The 20,095-nt window shown below is 54.3% G+C and carries 14 protein-coding genes; 6 read left to right on the top strand and 8 right to left on the bottom strand.

The annotated features are described in order from the left end of the window. Window positions 1-8: 8 nt before the first annotated feature. Entirely contained in the window at window positions 9-3,155 is a 3,147-nt protein-coding gene (locus FF011L_RS11445; protein WP_145351798.1) for an error-prone DNA polymerase, read from the bottom strand. A 196-nt stretch (window positions 3,156-3,351) separates the two neighbouring features. On the opposite strand from FF011L_RS11445, the gene FF011L_RS11440 reads away from it, so the two are divergent. Continuing rightward, the gene (locus FF011L_RS11440; protein WP_145351797.1) at window positions 3,352-4,878 is read left to right on the top strand and encodes a sulfatase family protein; all 1,527 of its coding nucleotides are present in this window, start codon (window positions 3,352-3,354) and stop codon (window positions 4,876-4,878) included. Beyond that, entirely contained in the window at window positions 4,871-5,206 is a 336-nt protein-coding gene (locus tag FF011L_RS11435; protein ID WP_145351796.1) for a hypothetical protein, read from the top strand. The genes FF011L_RS11440 and FF011L_RS11435 overlap by 8 nt, the downstream gene beginning before the upstream one ends. A 17-nt stretch (window positions 5,207-5,223) precedes the next feature. On the opposite strand, the gene FF011L_RS11430 is transcribed toward FF011L_RS11435, so the two are convergent. From FF011L_RS11430 to FF011L_RS11415, 4 genes are all read right to left on the bottom strand, one after another. Then, window positions 5,224-6,456 carry a response regulator gene (locus FF011L_RS11430; RefSeq protein WP_145351795.1) on the bottom strand — a complete coding sequence of 411 codons (1,233 nt, stop codon included), beginning with the start codon at window positions 6,454-6,456 and terminating at the stop codon, window positions 5,224-5,226. Between the two features lie 7 nt (window positions 6,457-6,463). Continuing rightward, on the bottom strand, window positions 6,464-9,136 hold the full coding sequence (locus FF011L_RS11425) for an ATP-binding protein (protein WP_145351794.1): 2,673 nt from the start codon (window positions 9,134-9,136) through the stop codon (window positions 6,464-6,466). Further along, a complete protein-coding gene (locus FF011L_RS11420) occupies window positions 9,136-10,551 on the bottom strand; it encodes a class I SAM-dependent methyltransferase (protein ID WP_145351793.1) in 1,416 nt (471 codons plus the stop codon). Before FF011L_RS11420 ends, FF011L_RS11425 begins: the two co-directional genes overlap by 1 nt. A gap of 138 nt (window positions 10,552-10,689) precedes the next feature. Beyond that, window positions 10,690-11,346 carry a helix-turn-helix transcriptional regulator gene (locus tag FF011L_RS11415; RefSeq protein ID WP_145351792.1) on the bottom strand — a complete coding sequence of 219 codons (657 nt, stop codon included), beginning with the start codon at window positions 11,344-11,346 and terminating at the stop codon, window positions 10,690-10,692. A gap of 526 nt (window positions 11,347-11,872) precedes the next feature. Here FF011L_RS11415 and ribH point away from each other — a divergent pair. From ribH to FF011L_RS11400, 3 genes are all read left to right on the top strand, one after another. Continuing rightward, a complete protein-coding gene (gene ribH, locus FF011L_RS11410; protein WP_145351791.1) occupies window positions 11,873-12,346 on the top strand; it encodes a 6,7-dimethyl-8-ribityllumazine synthase in 474 nt (157 codons plus the stop codon). Between the two features lie 176 nt (window positions 12,347-12,522). Further along, window positions 12,523-13,110, top strand: a complete 588-nt coding sequence (locus FF011L_RS11405; protein WP_145351790.1) for a hypothetical protein — start codon at window positions 12,523-12,525, stop codon at window positions 13,108-13,110. Beyond that, the gene (locus FF011L_RS11400) at window positions 13,103-14,062 is read left to right on the top strand and encodes an HTTM domain-containing protein (protein WP_145351789.1); all 960 of its coding nucleotides are present in this window, start codon (window positions 13,103-13,105) and stop codon (window positions 14,060-14,062) included. The genes FF011L_RS11405 and FF011L_RS11400 overlap by 8 nt, the downstream gene beginning before the upstream one ends. A 197-nt stretch (window positions 14,063-14,259) precedes the next feature. Here the strand turns inward: FF011L_RS11400 and msrA are convergent, their stop codons facing one another. After that, a complete protein-coding gene (gene msrA / locus FF011L_RS11395) occupies window positions 14,260-14,922 on the bottom strand; it encodes a peptide-methionine (S)-S-oxide reductase MsrA (RefSeq protein ID WP_246109872.1) in 663 nt (220 codons plus the stop codon). A 193-nt stretch (window positions 14,923-15,115) separates the two neighbouring features. Next, the gene (locus FF011L_RS11390) at window positions 15,116-16,837 is read right to left on the bottom strand and encodes an AI-2E family transporter (RefSeq protein WP_218933147.1); all 1,722 of its coding nucleotides are present in this window, start codon (window positions 16,835-16,837) and stop codon (window positions 15,116-15,118) included. A gap of 177 nt (window positions 16,838-17,014) precedes the next feature. On the opposite strand from FF011L_RS11390, the gene FF011L_RS11385 reads away from it, so the two are divergent. Further along, window positions 17,015-17,956 carry a lysylphosphatidylglycerol synthase domain-containing protein gene (locus FF011L_RS11385; RefSeq protein ID WP_218933146.1) on the top strand — a complete coding sequence of 314 codons (942 nt, stop codon included), beginning with the start codon at window positions 17,015-17,017 and terminating at the stop codon, window positions 17,954-17,956. A gap of 368 nt (window positions 17,957-18,324) precedes the next feature. Here the strand turns inward: FF011L_RS11385 and FF011L_RS11380 are convergent, their stop codons facing one another. Then, window positions 18,325-19,983 (bottom strand): TrkH family potassium uptake protein, encoded by a 1,659-nt coding sequence (locus tag FF011L_RS11380; RefSeq protein ID WP_145351786.1) that lies wholly within the window; start codon window positions 19,981-19,983, stop codon window positions 18,325-18,327. Window positions 19,984-20,095: the final 112 nt, after the last annotated feature.

Below are 20,095 nucleotides of genomic sequence, written 5' to 3'. Positions count from 1 at the left end.
CGAAGCGATTAGCGGAAGTCTCGCGATCGGCTTTGCAGGCCTTCAATGGACGATGTCAGATCTTCCACATGGCTGACGATGACGTGGACAATGCTTTGCTGATTTTCAAGCGTTCCCTGAACCAGCCAAGCGTTACTGGTCTGAGCGATTTTATAGAACTTCTCCCAAACCGCAGGAAACAAAACCAGGTTCATCGTCCCGGTTTCGTCTTCTAGCGTCGCAAAAGTGACTCCTTTTGCACTTCCCGGTCGCTGTCGCAACAGGACCATCCCGGCGATTCGCACCTGCCGGCCCTCGCGTGTTCCTGGCAGGCTTGCTGCTGTGACGCAGGAGAGATCTTCCAACTTCTGCCGACAGAACTGAATCGGGTGCCCTTTCAGACTGATTCCCGTTGTCCGATAGTCAGCATGCACATCCTCCATCGGTGACATCGGCAAAAGTGCCTCGGGGGTTGCTTCATCACTATCGTCATCCAACCCATCCAGCAAAGGCAATTCGCGGCACTTTGATTCATGCGCGTACGCTTCCCATAAAGCGGCTCGGCGTCCTTTCGCCAAACTACCAAGGGCATCGGCATCGGCCAACGTTTGTAGAACCGCTTGGCCCAATTGCAGGCGTTGGTTTAGGTCGGTCAAATCCTGGAAGAGACCGTTCCGCTGACGTTCTGCAATGATCTGTTCGGTGATAGCCGCTGGCAAACCACGGACCATCGCCAACCCCAAGCGAACACTTGGTGGATCATCAGCGGGGGAAGCGGCTGTTGACGGCAAACGGACCAAAGTCGCCTCCCAATCGCTCGCATTCACGTCGGCAGGCAAGATCGACACGCCATGTTTTTGCGCGTCGGCGATCAACTGAGCGGGCGCATAAAAACCCATCGGTTGACTATTCAGCAGGCCGACACAAAAGGCAGCGGGATAGTGCCGTTTCAGGTAGCAGGAGGCGTAAACCAACAACGCAAAACTGGCCGCATGCGATTCTGGGAAACCGTATTCACCAAACCCCTTGATCTGATGAAAGACCTGTTCAGCAAAAGTTTCATCCAGTCCATTGCGTTGCATCCCTTCCATCAGTTTGACTCGAAACCGTTCAATCACGCCGGGGCGACGCCAAGCGGCCATGGCGCGGCGCAATTGATCGGCTTCACCGGGCGTGAATCCTGCGGCGACCACGGCCAACCGCATTGCCTGCTCTTGAAAAATCGGGACCCCCATCGTCCTTTCCAAGACACCTCGGATCGCGTCATTGGGATATTGCACGCTGCCGGGATTTTGCCGTGCCTTCAGAAAGGGATGCACCATATTCCCTTGAATTGGCCCTGGACGGACGATGGCAACTTCGATCACCAAATCATAAAAGCAGCGTGGACGAAGCCGTGGCAGCATGCTCATCTGAGCGCGGCTTTCAATTTGAAAAACGCCGACGGTGTCTGCCGCACAGATCATGTCGTAGGTCGCTTTGTCAGCATCGGGGATAGTTGCCAACGAATAGGTTTTGCCATGATGTTCGGTGATCAAAGCAAAGCAGCGTTGGATCGCGGAGAGCATCCCAAGCGCCAGGACATCGACTTTCAAAATCCCCAGTTCGTCCAGATCATCTTTATCCCACTGGATCACGGTTCGCCCCTCCATCGCCGCATTTTCGATCGGGCAGAGCTCGCATAGTGCTCCGTTGGTCATCACCATCCCTCCGACATGCTGGGACAGATGGCGTGGAAAACCAAGTAACGTATCGGTTAGATAAAGGAAGCGTTTGCCCAGTTCCGTCGTCGTATCCAGCCCCGCGTCGTCATAGCGACTGGCAAGGCTCTCCTGCGTTCCGCGACTGCTTGCGTATTTGGCCAGAATATCGATCGTATCCGGCGAAACGCCCAAAACCTTACCGACCTCGCGGACCGCACTTCGAAGCCGGTAGGTAACCACCGTCGCGGTCAATCCAGCTCGCTCCCGGCCGTATTTGGAATACAGATATTGCAACACCTCCTCGCGACGTTGGTGTTCAAAATCGACATCGATGTCCGGAGCTTCATTCCGTTCGCGACTGATAAATCGTTCGAACAACAATTCGGTCTGACTGGGATCGACGCTGGTAATTCCCAGGCAGTAGCAAACCACCGAATTGGCTGCCGACCCGCGTCCTTGGCAGAGAATGTTCTGCTCTCTAGCGAATCGGACCAAATCCCAGACCGTCAGAAAATAGGCTTCGTAGCCCAACTCTTCGATCAGCTGCATCTCATGACGCAAGGCGTCAATAATCTTTGTTGGAACTCCCGCCGGCCAACGCTGCTTCGCACCTTTCCAAGTCAAACGTTTCAGATATTCCAGCGGCGGTTGCCCATCGGGGGCCAGTTCTTCAGGATATTCGTAACGCAGTTCACTCAACTGAAAATGACAGCGTTCCGCAATTTCTACGGTGCGTGCGACCGCATCGGGTAGGTTTCGATAAACCTCATTCACTTCAGCAAGCGAACGCAGGTGTCGCTGACTGTTGGAGAACCGTTTCCCATGCACTCGATCAATGGTGGTCCCGTTGCGGATCGCGGTCACACAGTCGTGCATCAGCATTCGTTCGGCCGTGTGGTAGTGCACGTCGCCGGCCGCGACCAACGGAATTTCGCTTGCCAGCGAAAGATTTTTCAGCTCCGCTGCTAGACCAACATCATCGACACCGCGGTGCAGTTCCGCCAACAGGTAAGCGCGGTCGCCAAACAGATCGCGAACCTGGCCAAGTTGATCGATCCACTGGCCGGCGGTCTTGGAGCTTTGTGCGTCGATCCCCGGACGGTATAAAACGCCGGCCAGCAGCCCTTCCTGAAATTCCAGGACATCGGCCCAGGACAATTCGCAGCTTCCCTTCTCTCCTCGCATACGGCCCCGCGACAACAACCGGCAAAGCCTTCCATAGGCGGCACGATCGGTCACCCAGAGGACCATCGGCAGGCTATCGGCAGGCCAAATTTCGGCTCCGATGATCAGCGGAAAATCGACGTCCCGGGCCGCCCCAAAAGCGCGAACGACTCCGGCCAGGGACTCACGGTCGGTGATCGCCAGCCCTCCATATCCCAGTTCATTTGCCCGCTGCACCAGTTCATCCGCATGGGAAGCTCCCTCAAGAAACGAAAAATTCGTTTTGCAGTGCAGTTCAACATATTGCATGACAGCCACCGAATGGACGTTTGTTCACTTAGCGATAGCCTGTCAAAATTTGCCGGGTGAAGCAAGAGCCCTTCCAGGCGGCCCATTTTGCGAAAGATCGACGCTCAGAGCGGTCAGCGATTGCAGAACGGACGTCGGCTTCCGTTACAATCAGATCTCTTCCACAAGAACCTCTTTCCTTTCGTCTGGATGGACCATGTTTCGATTGTCGCTAACCCTATGCCTCGCCCTGCTGGCAGGGATCCACTTCGGAAACAGCAGTGATGCTGCAGAAAAGAATATTGTTTTTTTCGTGACCGATGACGAGAGCCCGACGCTCGGCTGTTACGGAGACTCCGCAGCGGTCACCCCTGCGATCGACTCGCTCGCTGCGGACGGCGTCCTGTTTCGCAACGCCTTCGCCACGACCGCCTCCTGCAGCGCCAGTCGCTCGGTGATCATGTCGGGTTTGCACAATCACCTGAACGGACAATATGGGCACCAGCACCACTTTCACAAGTTCTCTTCTTTCCATAACGTCGTCAGTTTGTCCTTGCCGCGCGTCCTTGCTAGGAGCGGTTACCGGACGGGACAAATTGGTAAATACCATGTCGCTCCCGAAGCGGTTTATCATTTCGAAACCTACCTCAAAGGGAATGGTCGCAACGCGGTAGCCATGGCAGAGGGATGCCGAGAATTTATTGCGGAAAGTGACGACCGTCCTTTCTTTCTCTACTTCGGAACGTCCGACCCGCATCGTGGAGGCGGAGTCGACGAGAACTCCCCTTCCGAACTGAAACCGAATCTATTCGGCAATCGGAGTGACAGGGGAGCGTACCCAGGCGTCGACGAGGTTTTCTATAACCCCGCAGACCTCCCGATTCCTGCCTTTCTTCCCGACACCCAAGAAACCCGCGAAGAACTGGCACAGTACTACCAGTCCTGCTCGCGAGTCGATCAAGGGTTGGCTCGTTTGGTTCAAATTTTAAAAGAAGCAAACCTTTATGACAAAACGTTGATCGTTTTCACGTCCGATCATGGGATGGCTTTTGCTGGCGGTAAAACAACGGTTTACGAAGCCGGATTACAAGTCCCGTTTGTCGTTCGCAACCCTTATGTTGCCGAGCGAGGCGTCGAAACCGACGCGATGATCAGCCATATCGACATCACTCCCTCCCTCTTAGATTTTGCGGGGGGACTGGATCCGAAAACCAACGGACCACGCAAGCCGTTAAATGCGAACAAGTTCTGGGCGGAACGGGATGAAGCCGTCAAAGACAACCGCGATGGCGGAAAGAAATTCACCAGCTACCATGGTAAATCTTGGCTTCCCGTGCTGGAAAATCCCGGTGAAGAGCACTGGGATACGATCTTTGCCTCTCACACGTTCCATGAAATAACGATGTACTACCCGATGCGGGTCGTGCGTGACAAAAGGTACAAGCTGATTTGGAATATCGCCCATGGCTTGCCCTACCCATTCGCTTCCGACCTGTGGGCGGCCAGCAGCTGGCAGGCTCAGCAGAAGCAGGGGCCCGAGACACTTTATGGACTAAAAACGGTCGACCAGTACATTCATCGCCCCGCTTTTGAACTGTACGATATCCAGACCGACCCTCACGAGGCAAACAATTTGGCGGCCGACCCGGCCTACAGCAAGGTCCTCGCAGAATACAAACAAAAACTAAAGCAGGGGCAGAAAACGATGAACGACCCTTGGATCACGAAGTGGGATTATGAATGAACCGGTGACGTTGCAACCGCTGTTGCTCCTTGTCGAAGGTGCCCCGGCGCTCTGGCGATTAGATGAGGGGACGCTAGCCTTGGCGGTCTTTACCGACAAGGCCGTGGCCGAGCAGTACGCTGCAGAATTTGCAGCCCAGCAGCCGTGGAAGATCGCATCTCCCGAACCGGTACAGGCGGTCCGCGCCATTGCGGAATGTGTTCGTCAGGGGGTCGTTGTCGCCGCCCTGAATCCTGCAGCCAGCAAAGCTAGTCGGTTGTTCGATCTGAAAGCGATCCTCCGCCAGGCTCGTGACAAATTACGAACCGGCGAACCTTTGACTTTTTAAAACCGACGAGGAACGAATCAGCCATCAAATTCAAGAATCTCTTGTCCCCAAACAGCAAGCGATTCATAGACTTTGTTGAAAGATTCGGCGTCGACAGGCTGAACGGGCGTCGTTGGCATAACCAGCGGCAATTCAACCGAAACGCCTGGCCCCTCCGGTCCCGTTGCCAGAACACGCATGCTTCCGCCCAGGTGATGGGCGATCATGAACAGCGAGAGCAAATCCATATCCAGGCCAATAGGCCATTTTTGCAGCGGGATCGAAGCGGCGAACAAGGAAGCCAGCTGAGAACTTTCTAGACTATCAAAACTAGCCTTCGCGGTAATCGTGACTTGCTCTTCACCGGACTGAACGTTCCATTCAATTTTCGCTGGATGTTCCTGAAGGTCAGCGATCCGTCGCACAATCAATCCCACCATGTGGCGGAACAATCCTGTATCGGTCTGGATTTCGCATTCCGTAGAATCTTCCGAAAGGACCAAATCGATAGCGTCTTCGGTTGCTTGTGCCGCTTGCTGCTTCAGAATATCGCCGAGCGATTCTCTTACGGAAACGGCTACGGCATTGTTCGTTGCGGGATCGATGCAGTCTGCCCGCAGCATTTCCACAGTGCGGACCATCAATTCGGCTTCGCGACGAGCGACCGCGGTCATGTTTAGCCGCGAAATTTCCTCCATCTGAATCTTCAGCCGTTGCTGAACAGGGGATTGTTCCATGTAAGCAACCAAAGCTTGCCACGCATTGCAGACGCGTCCCTCAAGGGCCGTCGCTGCGGTCGCTAAACCTCGAATCCGATCCATCACGACCAACCGATGCAGCACACTTAATTTTTCATGCAGCAGACGATCCCGTTCATCAACAACCGCATGAAATTCCTGCGCGCGGAGCAGCGTTCCGATCATCTCGTCCTCATCAAGAGGCTTCTTGAGGTATCGGAAGGCTCCCCCTTCGTTGACCGACTGAATCGCCAATTCCAATTCGCTGTAAGCCGTCAGCAGGATGCGAACAATATTCGGATAGCGAAAACGGAGCTGCTCCATTAGCTGCACTCCCGATTTTTTCGGCATCCGCTGATCGGTGACGACCACACTGACGTCCGCCGCATTCTCTTTCAAATATTCCAACGCAGCATCAACCGATTCCGCCGTCACAATTGGGAACTGGTCTTCGAACAGACGTTGAAAATATTTAAGAGCCTGCGGTTCGTCATCGACGTACAGAATTTTCTTTTCGGTGGAAGGATCGTTCATCGATTATCTATTCAGTTGCAAGAGGAAGATCAAAAGAAATATGAGCACCACTGCGTTCACTATGAATCGTAAGCTGCCCGCCGTGCCCGCGCACGATCGTATCGCAAATACTCAGCCCTAAACCTAGTCCTTGGCCCGGTTCCGAAGTGGTAAAAAAAGGATCGAAAATACGTGCTTGAATTTCAGCGGGAATCCCGGGTCCATTGTCACTGACGGTCACCCATAACCGATTCGTTGCGGTTTCTGTACCGCTGGTTGAATGATCGCTTGTCAGTCGTTTGCTTTGTTCAAAAGGTTGTGTCAGCGATACCGACACGCAAATTTCTGGCGTCGGCGCCGACGCGGTCGAAGGGGAATCCGTTTCCGCGTGTTTTTGAATGGCACGAGCGGCGTTTAGAATCAGATTCAGCAGCACCTGCGTCAACTGACTTTTGGAACCACGTACCTGCCACTGCCCCAACGCATCCCAGTCCGCTTTCATTTCAATATTATCTGCATCGGCGGCTGCGAACCGGAATGCCGTCCGCGCCACTTCGTCGATCGTAAGCACATTTAGTAGTTTGGCTTCATCGGGGTACGCAAACGTGCGCAGGTCCGAAATGATGTCCGCAATCCGCTGGATACCGTCTTGAATATCGACAATGGTTTCTTGGGGGTCACGCCCCTTTTCAAGGTCCTTTTGCAAAGCCCTGATCGCCATTGCCGTAAAGTTCACAGGGTTATTGATTTCGTGAAGAAGCCCCGCCGCTAGGCTTGCGACCGCACGCATTTTTTCACTCTGAAACAGTTGAGTTTTCGTCTCTGCTAATTGGACGATCGAACGTTGCAGTTCTTCGCGTTCCGCACGCAATTCTACCTGCAATCGCGAACTGCGAATCAACCCTGCGACCCGAGCTCGAACTTCGGTCAAGCCAAAAGGTTTCGAGAGAAAATCATCCACTCCCAAACGGAGCGCTTCCAGCTTAATGTTTTCATCAAAGTGGGCGGTCAACATAATGATTTTTGTATCGCGCAATTCCTCACACTTCTTCAGCCTCCGCAGCACATTCAGCCCATCTTCGTCCGGCAACATAAAATCAAGCAGGATGCAGTGAGGCTGGCATCGCACCGCCGTTTCGACACCTTCATTTGCCGAAGCGACGGCGACCGTTCGGAAGTGAGCCTGCAACGCCTCACATAAGAAGGTCCGCAGATCAAATTCATCGTCGATGATGAGTACTTCGGTTTTCTCCTGAACGCCATCCGCATCCACTTTATCCGCAACCGAATCCGAAGCGGTCTGCGCGACCAGATTGGCTTGTAAACGCGACGTCGGTCCTTCCCGTTCGGGTGCCAACGGGTTCGCTGTCATCGGCGAATCGACCGCTTGCTCAACCGACTCGGCCAGTGGCAACTGGACGGCGAATCGGCTTCCCTTTTCGCTTCCATCTTCAACGTGAATCTGCCCACCGTGCCACTGCACAATTTCGCGTGAAATCGGCAATCCCAGCCCCAACCCCTTAGCAGCCTGTGCACTGGCGATGTTCTGGAACAGCCGCTCAAAAATTTGTTCACGTTGGTCAGCGGGGATCCCAGGTCCTTCATCGGTAACCCGGATCAGCGCGTTGTCGTCTTTGGCTTCTAATTCGATGCAAATTCGTCCTCCAGGAGGCGAAAATTTGATCGCATTGCTTAACAGGTTTAACAACACCCGTTCCATCCGGGGAACATCGACCCGCAACTGCAACGGGACCGAGGTCGATTGCAAATCCAGTTCAAGCCCTTGTTGGCGGACAATGGGCCGGATCGTCGCGGCAATATCTAGAAGGAATTCACGCGCATCGACATTTTCAACCTGCAAGCGAAAGGTGGCGTGATCCAGACGCACGATATCCAGCAAATCATCGACCAACAGACGAAGCCGGTCGGCATTTCGACGGATCAACGCAAGCGACGTACCCGCGGCCTCCGAAATTCCACCACGTGAGGAAAGCAATGCGTCCAACGGTGCCAGGATCATTGCCAGCGGAGTCCGCAGTTCGTGGCTGATGTTCGCGAGGAAATCCATTCGTTGGTTATCGATTTGTTCCAGCTGACTGTTCTTTTCGTCCAGACTGCGCCGCAGTAGAAAATCGGTCCAGCGGTTGCGGTAACTCAAATGGCAAATCACCGTGCAAACCAAACTGGTCGTCAGCAAAAAGAACATCGCCAGCGGAAGAAAACCAGCAGACATCCGATCATCTGCGGTATGAAACCAGACGGCGCATAAGTAGAAGACCGTCGTCACACTGCAGTAGACCAATGCTTCTTTGGAATTGAATCCCATCAGCTGAACAAAAATCATCAGGAGGATCAGCCCGAAAAAATAGAGCGATTTTCCTCCGTCAACCCACCAGACCATCAGCGCGATCGCAGCGGCCGGGATCAATAGCAACAATAGGCTCAGGCGTTCAACGGGTAGGCTTTCGCCTCGCAGCAGCAACAGCCACCCCATTCCTAACAGAACGGTTGCTCCGATGCGAATTGCCAACAGCGGATACAATGCCTGTGGGTACAAAACCTGATCCAGTCCGACCCCCATGGGCATCAGAATCATCCCCAGGACCAAAGCAATTCGCGTCCGCGACAGTCGCTGCGTTTTCTCAACGGCTTGAAATTGCGCTGCCGATTGCTCGGGTTGCAGAGAGGGACGTTGGAACATCAATTTGGGTGACTATCGCGATGTTTACGGATTTCTAAGAAGACATTCACGCCTGTTTTATCACTGTACACACGCTGCTCTCCTAAATCCGGCACAAGTTCAAGCATATCCTGCTCACTGCGAAGTTCTAGATTCCAGTCAAGCACCAGCCCCATGACTCCAACAGAAGAGTGCGTCGGAGAAACGTTTGTAACCAGGACCATCCCTCCTGGTTTTACCCAAGAATAAAACAGTTCCAGCAGAAAACCACAGGTTGTATCACGGAAATAGTCAAACAACCCTGCGCAGTAGACGACGTCGAATCGCGGGGAAAGCGCATCCGACTGTCCTTCGACCGAAGTTTGAATCAGTTCATGAACCGACCGCTGCTTCAAATCAATCTGCATCTGAGGGCGGATTGCCATCGCCGTCGGAATCAGGTTTTCACGAACATGGGATAACGTTTCGGTATTGAAGTCGACCAATTCAACGTCCATTTGATTGGCGATTTCCTCCGCTTGTGCCAAGCGGGCGATCTCTACCGCAGGACCACACCCCAGATTCATAATTCGAACACGCCCGTTGTCGATCACAGGTCCATCCCCACGTAGTCCGCCTTCGACTTCGCGAAGCAGCGCTGCCTGCAACATTTCGATGCGGTTTCGATGTGCCGCCGGTGCATCATGGCGGAGGGCCGACGCATTCAGCACTTTCGCGAACGTGTTAGGGCCTTCCCAAGGCTCGTTCAGCATCATCCGCACCATTTCAAAATCGCCGGCATACCCTAACGGTTTGTTGTAGGCGCGATTCATAAAGGGCGAGCTCATCATCAGTGGATGAAGTTCGCGCTGCGCGAAGGCACGGTGATAGGATAGATGTTTCGAGGGGAGCGATCCGGAAGCGCCTTCAAAATCCGCATACAACTGCATCAGTCGCGGCGATACCTCTTTGTCGACATCGGTAACGAACTCCAGCATCCGATCCGAATTCGAAGCCGGATCATGAACGCCAGCATCCGTTTCCCAGTGCTCCAACCAGCGGCTAAGTTCCTGCAGGTAGTTGCGAAGGTTCCCCACGCTGACCTGGAACGGTTTTTCAAGCCGCTGCGTCGCTGCCTCCCAGTCGCTGACAAAATCTTGAACGATCGACCGCAGCACGTCCCCTGGTTGCAACCCTTTCAGGTCAGACCAAGGGTCGACCAGCGACGCCGAAACGATCAACATCAACCCCGTGTTCAGCAGCCCCGTTACCACGGCTCGGCCGCTGTAGGTTTCCCGTCGCCCTTGATGGATGCTCAGTTGCTGCAGGACTTCGGACAGCTGCACAATCGAGTAGGGATTGTAGACCTCGAAAACGACCTGCTGCCGGTTCAGCCTAACCAAGCTACCCCGGGACTCGATTCCCTGCGAGTTTCGGAAACTGACATGAGAAGTCATCGTAAGAGAAGTATTCTTGGCCAATGTGTTTGCGTCCGAATGTTAAGTACCAGAAAGCGACCGTCAGTGTCATCCGATCGAGATCATCGTACTCCAATCCAACGCCGCCGAAAGAATAGAGAGACCACTCTAAGTGGATCAAACACCATCCGGCAGAGGGGGCGCCGGTGACATTGGCTTGGTCGCTACGGCAAGTGGATAACGATCCACGAAGTAGGAAACCGGCGTCCCTTCCAAGTCGTGCCCCTTTAGAATCCAGCCCTCATCGCCAAAAGTCAATGATTCAGGAACCAGTTCGCGGCTGACACACTCGCCCGCCGTCCCCACTTCGCCAATCAAAATTTCTCGCTTACTGCGGATCGCCGCAGTCAGCGGAACCAAGCCACGAAAGGTACCGACATCCTGAACTCTTTCCGTTTTTTCAGCGATCGTCAGCGAACTAATGTGATTCCGGACCGGTTCCGGCAAGCGAGCCGCCAACTTTAAGACCGCACGTTTGATCGCTTCTCCTGTCGATCCGTCTTTGGGAATCCCCTGACAGGCTGCGTACAGCAGTTCGGTCAGTTCCTGCGGGCCGATGCTATTCAGATTGAACTCGCTTTCGCGAGACAACGTGTAACAGGCCGTTTCGATGTCAAAGTCGATTTGGACGCCTAAATCGCGAAGCGCGGCGATATCGCGGAAGATCGTCCGCCGATGCACCTTCATTTCTTGAGACAACTGGATGGTGTCGTAAGGAACTCGCGTCTGCAACATCAGCAAAATGCGAAGGATTCGTTCCAGTCGACTCGGCATCGTATGGGAACCCGAAAGGGTGGGAGGGTTCTAAAAAAAGAAAGGGATAGTGGGCAGTCGCCGCCTACTTTACCCCAAAAAAACCGCGATGAGGCAGCGCCTGCCCCTGCGCTGCTCACCGCGGTCGATTGGCTGCGGACGCATCAGCAAAACGTTCGACTACGATTTGCATTTGTTGCCCAGCGAAACACCAATACTCAGGATCGTCAATCGGTGTGACAGCTGATGTCACCCCCACCCCCTTTTTTAAAAAAAATGTTCCTTTTTTTTATTTTCCGGAGCACTATTCGGGCCTGCCGCGAGAAGTCGTTTCCCAGTAGGATGCCCTTCGCCTTATAAAGCTTCCTCAGCGTGCGTTCCAAGTCGAGCGTTGAAATAGCTATAGTGCTTCCTCCAGAGTTAGCCTCAGCCGCTTTGATTTTTCAGCAAACCACTTGCGATTAAGCCGCTGAGTTCCGTCGTGCCCGATATTTTCCGGGGACGAAATACTCGTCCTTTTTGCTCCTGTATTGGATTCAGATAGACCATGTCTCTTTCGATTTGCGGCCAGAATGGGGAACTCCCGGAAACTCAAATTGCAATTGTCGTATCGCGTTACAACGAATCGATTACAGGTAAATTGAGCGTCGCTGCGGAACAGACGTTATTAGATGCAGGGTTTACGCCGGAATCCATCACCGTGGCCCATGTTCCTGGAGCCTGGGAATTGCCGTTGATTACGGCCCATTTTCTGCGTCAGCCAAAATTTGGAGCCGTGATTGCCTTGGGAGCGGTTATCCGAGGCGAAACCACGCATGACGAACACATCAACCGAGCGGTCTCGCTTGCACTGATGAACTTGGGTCTGGAAACAGGTAAACCAGTCGCTTTCGGGCTGCTGACGTGTAACACCGTTGAACAAGCGATTCACCGTAGTGGCGGAAATGTGGGAAACAAAGGCGTCGAATCAGCAGACGCCATTCTGGAAGTGCTCCGCTTGCAGCCGAAGTTGCCTGCTTAAGCGCGAACCGGCGGGGACCACGGGGACCGAAGTCCAAACCTTAATGCCGGTCCTCCTACATGGCTGGCAGGCTGGCGGATTCAATTGACCCCACCGGGGGATCTCCATAGACTCTGCCTCCATGCAATGAAGCAATTGGCGTTAAGTTGCCCCCGGCCTCGAATGGAATCGATGGAATGCCGCACAAGCAAACAGTTAAGGAGCAGAGCGTCGAAGCGGTACCGGCACGTGGTTTTGATCGAACCCGACGCATGGCGGTGCGAATCTTTTTCTGCGGCATCCTCGTTTGCATGATCGCGGCGGTTGTCCCGCATCAAGCCCTGCCCGAAAACGATCTGAAGCCTCGACTGCACGCCGCCCTTGCTGCGGTCGGTGTCAGCCAAGGTTCGTGGTCGATGTTCGCCCCCAACCCCAAAGTCGACAACGCTTGGCTGGACGCCACCATCACCGCTCCAGATGGGCAGGTAAACCACTGGACATCGCCGGAATGGCGACACGTAGGCCGCTGGGAAAAATTCTACCGCTTTCGCGAACTGAACTTTTATAGCCGGCTACGAAACCTACAGAACCGCCCGGGTGCGGAAGATTTTGCCAATTATCTTGCCAGGAACGAAAATCCATCTTCCGGCAGCGATAGCGAAGCGGAATTGATCTCAAGTGGCGTTCGGTTGATCATTCCAATCGAAGGGGGGATTCCCGATCCGGATGAAGTGACCTGGATGTTGTATTCCGAAACCATCGCAAGGACGCCTTCCCGTGAATAATCTGATGCGGCGTGGGACCGCAGCGCTTGACCGCTTTTTGTTTCACTCCTGTGATCCGCGAACCTGTGTTCTGATCCGGATCGGTTTTGCCCTGCTACTGATGATTTACACCACGGTCTTGCTGCGCGACGGCGTGATGTGGTTCAGTGGAGAAGGAGTTCTTACCGCAGCGACCGCAGAAAAACTGAACGCCTTCCCGGTCTGGTCCTTTTTTCACTGGGGTCCCGACAGCCCGTTCATGGTTCGGTTCGGGCTGATTGCCTTGTTGATCCATAGCGTAGCCCTGCTTGTCGGGTTCTACTCGCGGTGGCAAGCGATCGCCATCTTCTTTTGGATCGTTTCGTTTCAGGTCCGAAATCCAATGCTGAACGATGGCGAGGATACGCTGTTCCGGCTGTTTGCGTTTTTCCTGATTTTCTTACCACTCGATTACGCGTGGTCGCTGGGAAAACGGTATCCCGTCACCCGTTGGTTCCGAAGAAAGCCCGTAACGGACAGCGTTATCAGTGACGCCGAACGATTCCAGACGGGGCAGCAAGCGGCCTGGGGATTAAGACTGTTTCAGTGCCAGATGACGCTTATCTATCTCTCCGCGGTCTGGTGTAAATTGCTGGGGAGCGCATGGCGAGACGGATCCGCATTGTTTTACGTCTACCAGATGGAAGACCTTTTTGGACGCGGCCCCATCCCTTCGTTCGTCACCGAGTCGCCTCTTTTGATTCAACTGATGACCTGGGCGGTGTTAATCGGCGAAGCAGGATTACCGTTTGCACTCTGGTTCAGGCCGACGCGAAAAATTGCGGTACTCCTGGGAATCACGCTGCACCTGAGCATGGAATACTCCATGCACCTGTTCCTGTTTCAGTGGATCATGATCCTTGGGTTGCTCTCTTTTCTACCGGTCAAAGCGCCGACCGTTGAGAAGCCAATCAAAGCCGCAGCAACCAGCTGAAACGAAAAAGAATGTAGCCGTCCGCTCCGCCAAAGTTGTTTTTGACGTATTGCCGGTCTGCCCACGCTATGCGCGAGCGTTAGCTATCGTCGCCAGACGGTGGGTCCCACTCGGAAACCGTCCCTTACAAATTTCCCGTTCCACGCGAAAGGCGACAAACACAGGCCCTTGGCAACCTGAACACTGAACAAAGTCGTTTAGTCTTCGGTTTGCGTTCGCTTGGGCAAAACCCAATTTGGGCGGACGAAATGGCAGGTGTATCCGTTGGGGATTCGCTGCAGGTAATCCTGATGCTCCGGTTCGGCTTCCCAAAAATCGCTGGCAGCTTCCACTTCCGTCACGACCTTTCCTGGCCACAAACCGGAGGCGTCCACGTCTTTGATCGTATCGAGGGCGATCGCTTTTTGTTCATCCGTTGTGTAGTAGATCGCGGACCGATAGGAAGCCCCACGGTCGTTGCCCTGACGATTAACGGTCGTTGGATCATGGACCTGGAAGAAGAATTCCAGCAATTTTCGATAATTGGTTTTGGCGGGGTCGAAGACCACCTCGATCGCTTCTGCATGGTTCCCGTGATTGCGATAGGTCGCGTTGGGCACATCCCCACCGGTGTAACCGACTCGCGTGGAAACGACACCCGGCAGTTTGCGAATCAAATCCTGCATTCCCCAGAAACAACCACCCGCTAATACGGCTCGCTCGTTCATCGGCTTCTCTCCCTTTTCAGTGGTTTCCGCAACGACGGCTGTCTTGGTTTCGCGATTCGCAGGCTTGGCAGGAGGGTCACCATTTCCGATAGCTAGAACGATTCCCCCTCCAAGAACTGCGAGAGCGACCGCGGAAACGTATTTGACACTCATCGTTATCCCTCAACAAGAATATTGGTAATGCAAAGCACATCCGAGAACCGGACGCATGGGCAAATCCTATTTTACCCTAAACACTCTAGAAACCGTGGTACCCCGCTAAGATTTCATCCTCGGCGGCTCGTTTTCAGCTCCGTTTTATAGCGGGACTGCCTGCAAATCTAAAGAACAAAACGAGAGTCCATTTTTAGACGGGATCCACATCTTTCATCAATTCATGATGCAGCATTTCCAGCAACGTCTGAAGAAAAACCACAATCATGGGGCCAACAAGCAAGCCGATCGGTCCAAAAACCTGGATCCCCCCCAGAACGCTTAACAGCGCCAACAGCGGATGCAATTGGCTTCGCCCGTGCAGAATAAAGACCTTGATCACATTATCGATTGTGGAAACGACCAACGCTCCCCACAATCCCAGGGCGATCGCGATCGACCAGTTCTGATCGACAAACCCGATCCACAACACACACGGCAACCACACAGAAGTTGCACCCAGAAACGGAATGAGAGCCATGAACGTGGTGATCAGAAACAACAAAACGACCGAATCCATCCCGGCAACATAGTAACCGAGCGCCGCCAGAACGCCCTGCGTCAGCGCACTCAGGATCGTCGCCAGCACGACGGCTCGACTGGTCCGATCAAATTCGATCAGCAACTGCTCCTCGTATTTATCATCCAGCGGACTTAAACGCATCATGGTCCGCGTCATCGTCGGACCGTCCAACATGAAAAAGAATATCGAAATGACCAGCACAACAAGTCCGAACGCGATGTGAAACACGAATTCAGTGGTCGCCGAGGCCAGGTTTGGCAATTGGCTTTGCAGGTAGGCTCGCGTTCGCGACAACCCGGCATGAATGTCGTCGTCGGAAGGGTTGGCCATCCGCTTCAGTTCCGCCCAAACCGGACCTCCCAGAACATGCTGCTGCAGACGATTGCTGGCGTCGCTTACTTGAACAAGCGTTTGCTGGTACGCCTGCCACTTCTCCCATTCACTGGTCACCGGATGCGCCGCTTGGATGGCTAACACGGGTTCACCCGGTTCCTGATCCGTAGATTCCTGGTCCGTAGATTCCTGATTGGTTCCATTCCGATCCGCTGCACCCTCCACAGCTTCCGCTTCCGCCGATGGCAGGGGGGAGGATGGCGCCGCCGAGTCGATCAAATCGGGTTGTGCGGATTCACTCGGATCTCGAAAAACTTTTTCGAGCGAACTCGCTTGCTCTTGCAAATCCGCGATACTCGTTTGCAGTTCTTCATAAAGGCCAGCATCCCACTCGGAACTTTCGCCGTGCAACGCCCATAATCGAGTGCTGAGTGCATTGACCTTTTCGATCCGGCTGTTGGTCGCCGCCAGGTTACTGGGATCGGTCAGTTCATCGATGGTCGCATTTAGATCGCGATATAGTTCCGGATCCTGCATCGACACGCCAAAGGTGTCGCGGGCACGCCCGAGAGCCAGCGTGAGGCTTTGAGAATTCACGCCACTGAGCAGCCTTGTCCCTTGAGCGGCCCCGACCGAAAGAATCAAGACCGATGGGAGCAACACGATTAACATGATCACCGAGGTGGTCAGAAAGGCGGCCAACCGTCTCCGATGCCCCAACCGATCCATAAACCAACCGTGCAGCGGCCGAAAAATAACGACCAACAAAGCGGCCAGGAATAGCGGCACAAAAAATCCCACCATCACTCGATAGAACAAGATGCCAATCGCCACGATCACCACAATCAAGACGGTCACCGAGAGCAATCGTGCGATGGGCGTCCCCAGCAATGAAGCCGGATCGCTTGAGGCAGCCGACTCGGTTGAATCGGCCGAAACGTTGGATGGTGATGCTGGATCGGACACTGATTTCTTTTCACCCGAAGACGAGGCATTCGGTTTTCGTTTTCGGTTGCTCATCGGGAGCATGTCCAAGCAGGCGAGGTTCGGCAGATTCAGCCGTCCTCTAACACAGACGGCTTCGCAAGTAGAGTTTATAACTTACCGCAGGGGGAACGGCCCAGCGGTCGATTTCACTCAAACGTCTCGCTGCTCTACCCTCTGCCTAAAAACGATCTATCCGCAAAAGGATTTGGCTTGTCGAACAAACTGAAAACGGGACTCCGCTGCGTTGTGATCCTAGTGGTCCTGATCGGATTGTGGTTTACCGTCTCGGATGCCTATCGACAGATCCATACGGACGCTGGCAAACAGGAATTGCTAGGTCGTTTGCAGTGGCGATGGGTTGGATTCGCCGCGTTCTGTTACGCCTTAGGCCTCTTCCCTGCCGCCTACTACTGGTACCGAATCCTGCGTCGATTTGACGTTCCCGTTAGTGCCGGACGCGCCATCGCGGCTCACATTCAAGGGCATCTGGGAAAATACGTTCCCGGCAAAGCGATGGTCGTCGTCCTTCGAGTCGGAGCGATTGCCGGACCTGGGGTGGCGCCCATGACCGCAACGCTGGCGGTCTTTATTGAAACACTGACGATGATGGCGACCGGAGGAACGATTGCGGGGATCGTCGTCGCCAACACAGGAGCCCCTCGCTGGGTGACGTGGCTTGCGATCGGATTGGTGCTTGCCGCTTCGCTGCCAACCATCCCATCTCTGTTTCGCTTGGTGCTTGGCCGCTTACAAAAAAACAGGACTGCGGCCGTTTCCTTACGGGCATACGATTGGTCGACGTTCTTCCTGGGATGGGGCTGGATGAGCCTCACCTGGATCGCGATTGGAGCCTCGTTTGCTGCGACCGTCCATGCAATCGTTCCCCTCGCCAGCGAAGCCGATCTGCTGGTCGCAGCGGCCGCCATGGGGTTGGCCGTGGTGGCTGGTTTTGTTTCTCTACTTCCGGGAGGCGCTGGAGTCCGCGAACTGATCCTGACAGCGATTCTCGCACCGCGTATCGGCACGGCCGAAGCGTTGACGGCAGCCCTCTTGGCTCGCGTGATTTTTCTCGCAGTCGAAGTCGTTGCCGCCGGCGTTTGCACCGCAGCCCTACGCAGGTCGACCGATGGGGTCCAACCGGCCGAAGAGTAAAGCCAATGGTATAGAAGACTGAACTTTCAATCGAACGCGAAGAAAGTTTGTTGCCTTTCGCTTCGTGAAAGTAGCTTTACGAGGACGTTCTTTCGCGGGGACGTCAAATTTATAGGTGACGGTTTCTGAGTAAAATGGCTGCTGTGCGGCAAGCATGAGAAAATCCCAACCCGATGCGTAAGCGAGGGACCAGGAGCACGGTCTGCAATCCCTCGCTTCCGCAGCGGGTTGGGATTTCGATAGCCTGCGAGCCCGGAGAGTCGGCCTCATTAAATGCGGGGCCGAAGCAATACGAACCGCTTCGGAGATCGTTAAGATGTCACTATTAGATTTCACGTCCCGAGCGAAAGGCGACAATCGGTTAACCGTTAATGGCGGCGCCAAAAGTTTGGCGACAACAAGACCAGAACGCTGAACAACTCGACACGTCCCAGCATCATCAGCCAGACAAACAGCAACTTCGCTGGCTGGCTGAATCCTGCATAGTTCTTCGTCGCCCCCACGACGCCCAAGCCGGGACCAATATTGTTAAGAGTCGCCGCTACCGCACTGGCCGAATCGAGCAATTTTTCGTCGAGCGTACTTTTTAGTCGCTGTTCCGGAGTCGTGATCATCGGAGGCTCCAAATCCCGCGGACTATCGGTATCCGTCGCGACATCGGCAGCCCCTTCGGCCGTACGAACAACGCCCCAAGTTCGATCGGGTTCGAACGTCACCAACAACATCCACGACGCCGCACAGATCGCCAAAAAAAAGCTGAAATACAAAAGGATGCCTCGTTCGACTTCGGGGTCTTCCATCGCCTGCCCGCCCAGTCGCAGGGGGCGAACGACTCGAGGCCGATGCGAACGTTCGATTTCCAACCGGAGGATTTTGGCGAACAGGATATGCCGAATGACCTTCATTCCACCTCCGGTACTGCCGGCGCAACCGCCGACAAACATCAGCAACAACAGGGCTCCGCGGCCAAAGTTGTTCCAGGCATCAAAATCGCCCGTGCCATACCCGGTCGTCGTGATCACCGACACGACCTGAAACAGTCCGTAGCGAACTGCGCTTCCGAGCGTCTCAAAATGGTCATCCTGGTACTCCATTCCAAACAGCACCACGCCGACCGTTACCAACACGATGATGCTGATGAAAACTCGAAATTCCACATCCCGCCAAAGACGAAGCGGGGATCCGATCGAACAGAAGTACAACAAGGTGAAATTGGTACCGGCCAAAATCATAAAGAAGATCGTCGTGTACTCGATCAAAGCACTGTTGAAACGGCCCAGACTGGCGTTGTAGGTACTGAACCCGCCCGTCGCCATCGTCGCAAACGCATGGCAAAGCGCATCAAAGAAGGTCATTCCCTCCATTAGATAGATCACCGCCAGAATCAAATTCAAGCCGATATAGATCGCCGCAAAAACCAAAGCTGTATGCTGCATCCGTGGCATACTTCCCTCCTTGCTTGGGCCGGGCATCTCGGCACGCATCATCGCCTTTCCCGCAGACCCCTGCCCCAGAATGGCCACAAACAGGACCACGATCCCCAGTCCGCCAAGAAAATGCGTCCAACTGCGCCAAAACAAAACGCAGTACGAAACCAGCTCGGGATCTTCCAGTTCGGTTAGTACCGTCGCTCCGGTAGTGCTAAACCCCGACTGGGCCTCGAACATCGATTCGATGAAGGTGATCGGTCGATCATTTGAAATCGAAGTCCCGCTTAAAAAAATCGGTAGGGCTCCAAGCACGGTCGCCATCACCCAGCTAAGGCCAACGGTTGCCATCGCTTCCTTGCGATAAAGGGTATGCCCCTTCGCACTGTTACCGATGCGGCGGAGTGTCAATCCAATGATCGCACAAATAGCCATGCTGATCCCGAACCCAAAAACCGCCTGCCACTCCACCGACGTCGCTTCGGGCGCATACGTCCGCTGCGCAATGCCAGGAATCGCCCATGGCAGACTGAACACCATCGACCCACCAATCAGCAGACAAACCGCTCCAAGCAACCGGCAAAGCAATGCGTAGTTCATGAGGTCTCCATCCGTTCAGCGATCGACAGTAAACGAAGTCCCCCTCGAGAAATGCCGGCACCTGGTGAGAGTGGGCCTGATATCCAGAGAGGCCCGATAGTCTAAGGCGCGA

The organism is Roseimaritima multifibrata (assembly GCF_007741495.1).
GTDB lineage: Bacteria > Planctomycetota > Planctomycetia > Pirellulales > Pirellulaceae > Roseimaritima > Roseimaritima multifibrata.
The sequence above is the reverse complement of the archived record's forward strand: the minus strand, read 5'-3'. Positions and strand labels throughout refer to the sequence as shown.

Bases quoted from the DNA above. Each gene is read 5' to 3' on its own strand.
- FF011L_RS11435 (WP_145351796.1), top strand. From the start codon at position 4,871: ATGAATGAACCGGTGACGTTGCAACCGCTGTTGCTCCTTGTCGAAGGT.
- FF011L_RS11420 (WP_145351793.1), bottom strand. From the start codon at position 10,551: ATGACTTCTCATGTCAGTTTCCGAAACTCGCAGGGAATCGAGTCCCGG.
- ribH (WP_145351791.1), top strand. From the start codon at position 11,873: ATGTCTCTTTCGATTTGCGGCCAGAATGGGGAACTCCCGGAAACTCAA.
- FF011L_RS11445 (WP_145351798.1), bottom strand. From the start codon at position 3,155: ATGCAATATGTTGAACTGCACTGCAAAACGAATTTTTCGTTTCTTGAG.
- FF011L_RS11415 (WP_145351792.1), bottom strand. From the start codon at position 11,346: ATGCCGAGTCGACTGGAACGAATCCTTCGCATTTTGCTGATGTTGCAG.
- msrA (WP_246109872.1), bottom strand. From the start codon at position 14,922: ATGAGTGTCAAATACGTTTCCGCGGTCGCTCTCGCAGTTCTTGGAGGG.
- FF011L_RS11390 (WP_218933147.1), bottom strand. From the start codon at position 16,837: ATGAGCAACCGAAAACGAAAACCGAATGCCTCGTCTTCGGGTGAAAAG.
- FF011L_RS11405 (WP_145351790.1), top strand. From the start codon at position 12,523: ATGCCGCACAAGCAAACAGTTAAGGAGCAGAGCGTCGAAGCGGTACCG.
- FF011L_RS11440 (WP_145351797.1), top strand. From the start codon at position 3,352: ATGTTTCGATTGTCGCTAACCCTATGCCTCGCCCTGCTGGCAGGGATC.
- FF011L_RS11430 (WP_145351795.1), bottom strand. From the start codon at position 6,456: ATGAACGATCCTTCCACCGAAAAGAAAATTCTGTACGTCGATGACGAA.
- FF011L_RS11380 (WP_145351786.1), bottom strand. From the start codon at position 19,983: ATGAACTACGCATTGCTTTGCCGGTTGCTTGGAGCGGTTTGTCTGCTG.
- FF011L_RS11425 (WP_145351794.1), bottom strand. From the start codon at position 9,136: ATGTTCCAACGTCCCTCTCTGCAACCCGAGCAATCGGCAGCGCAATTT.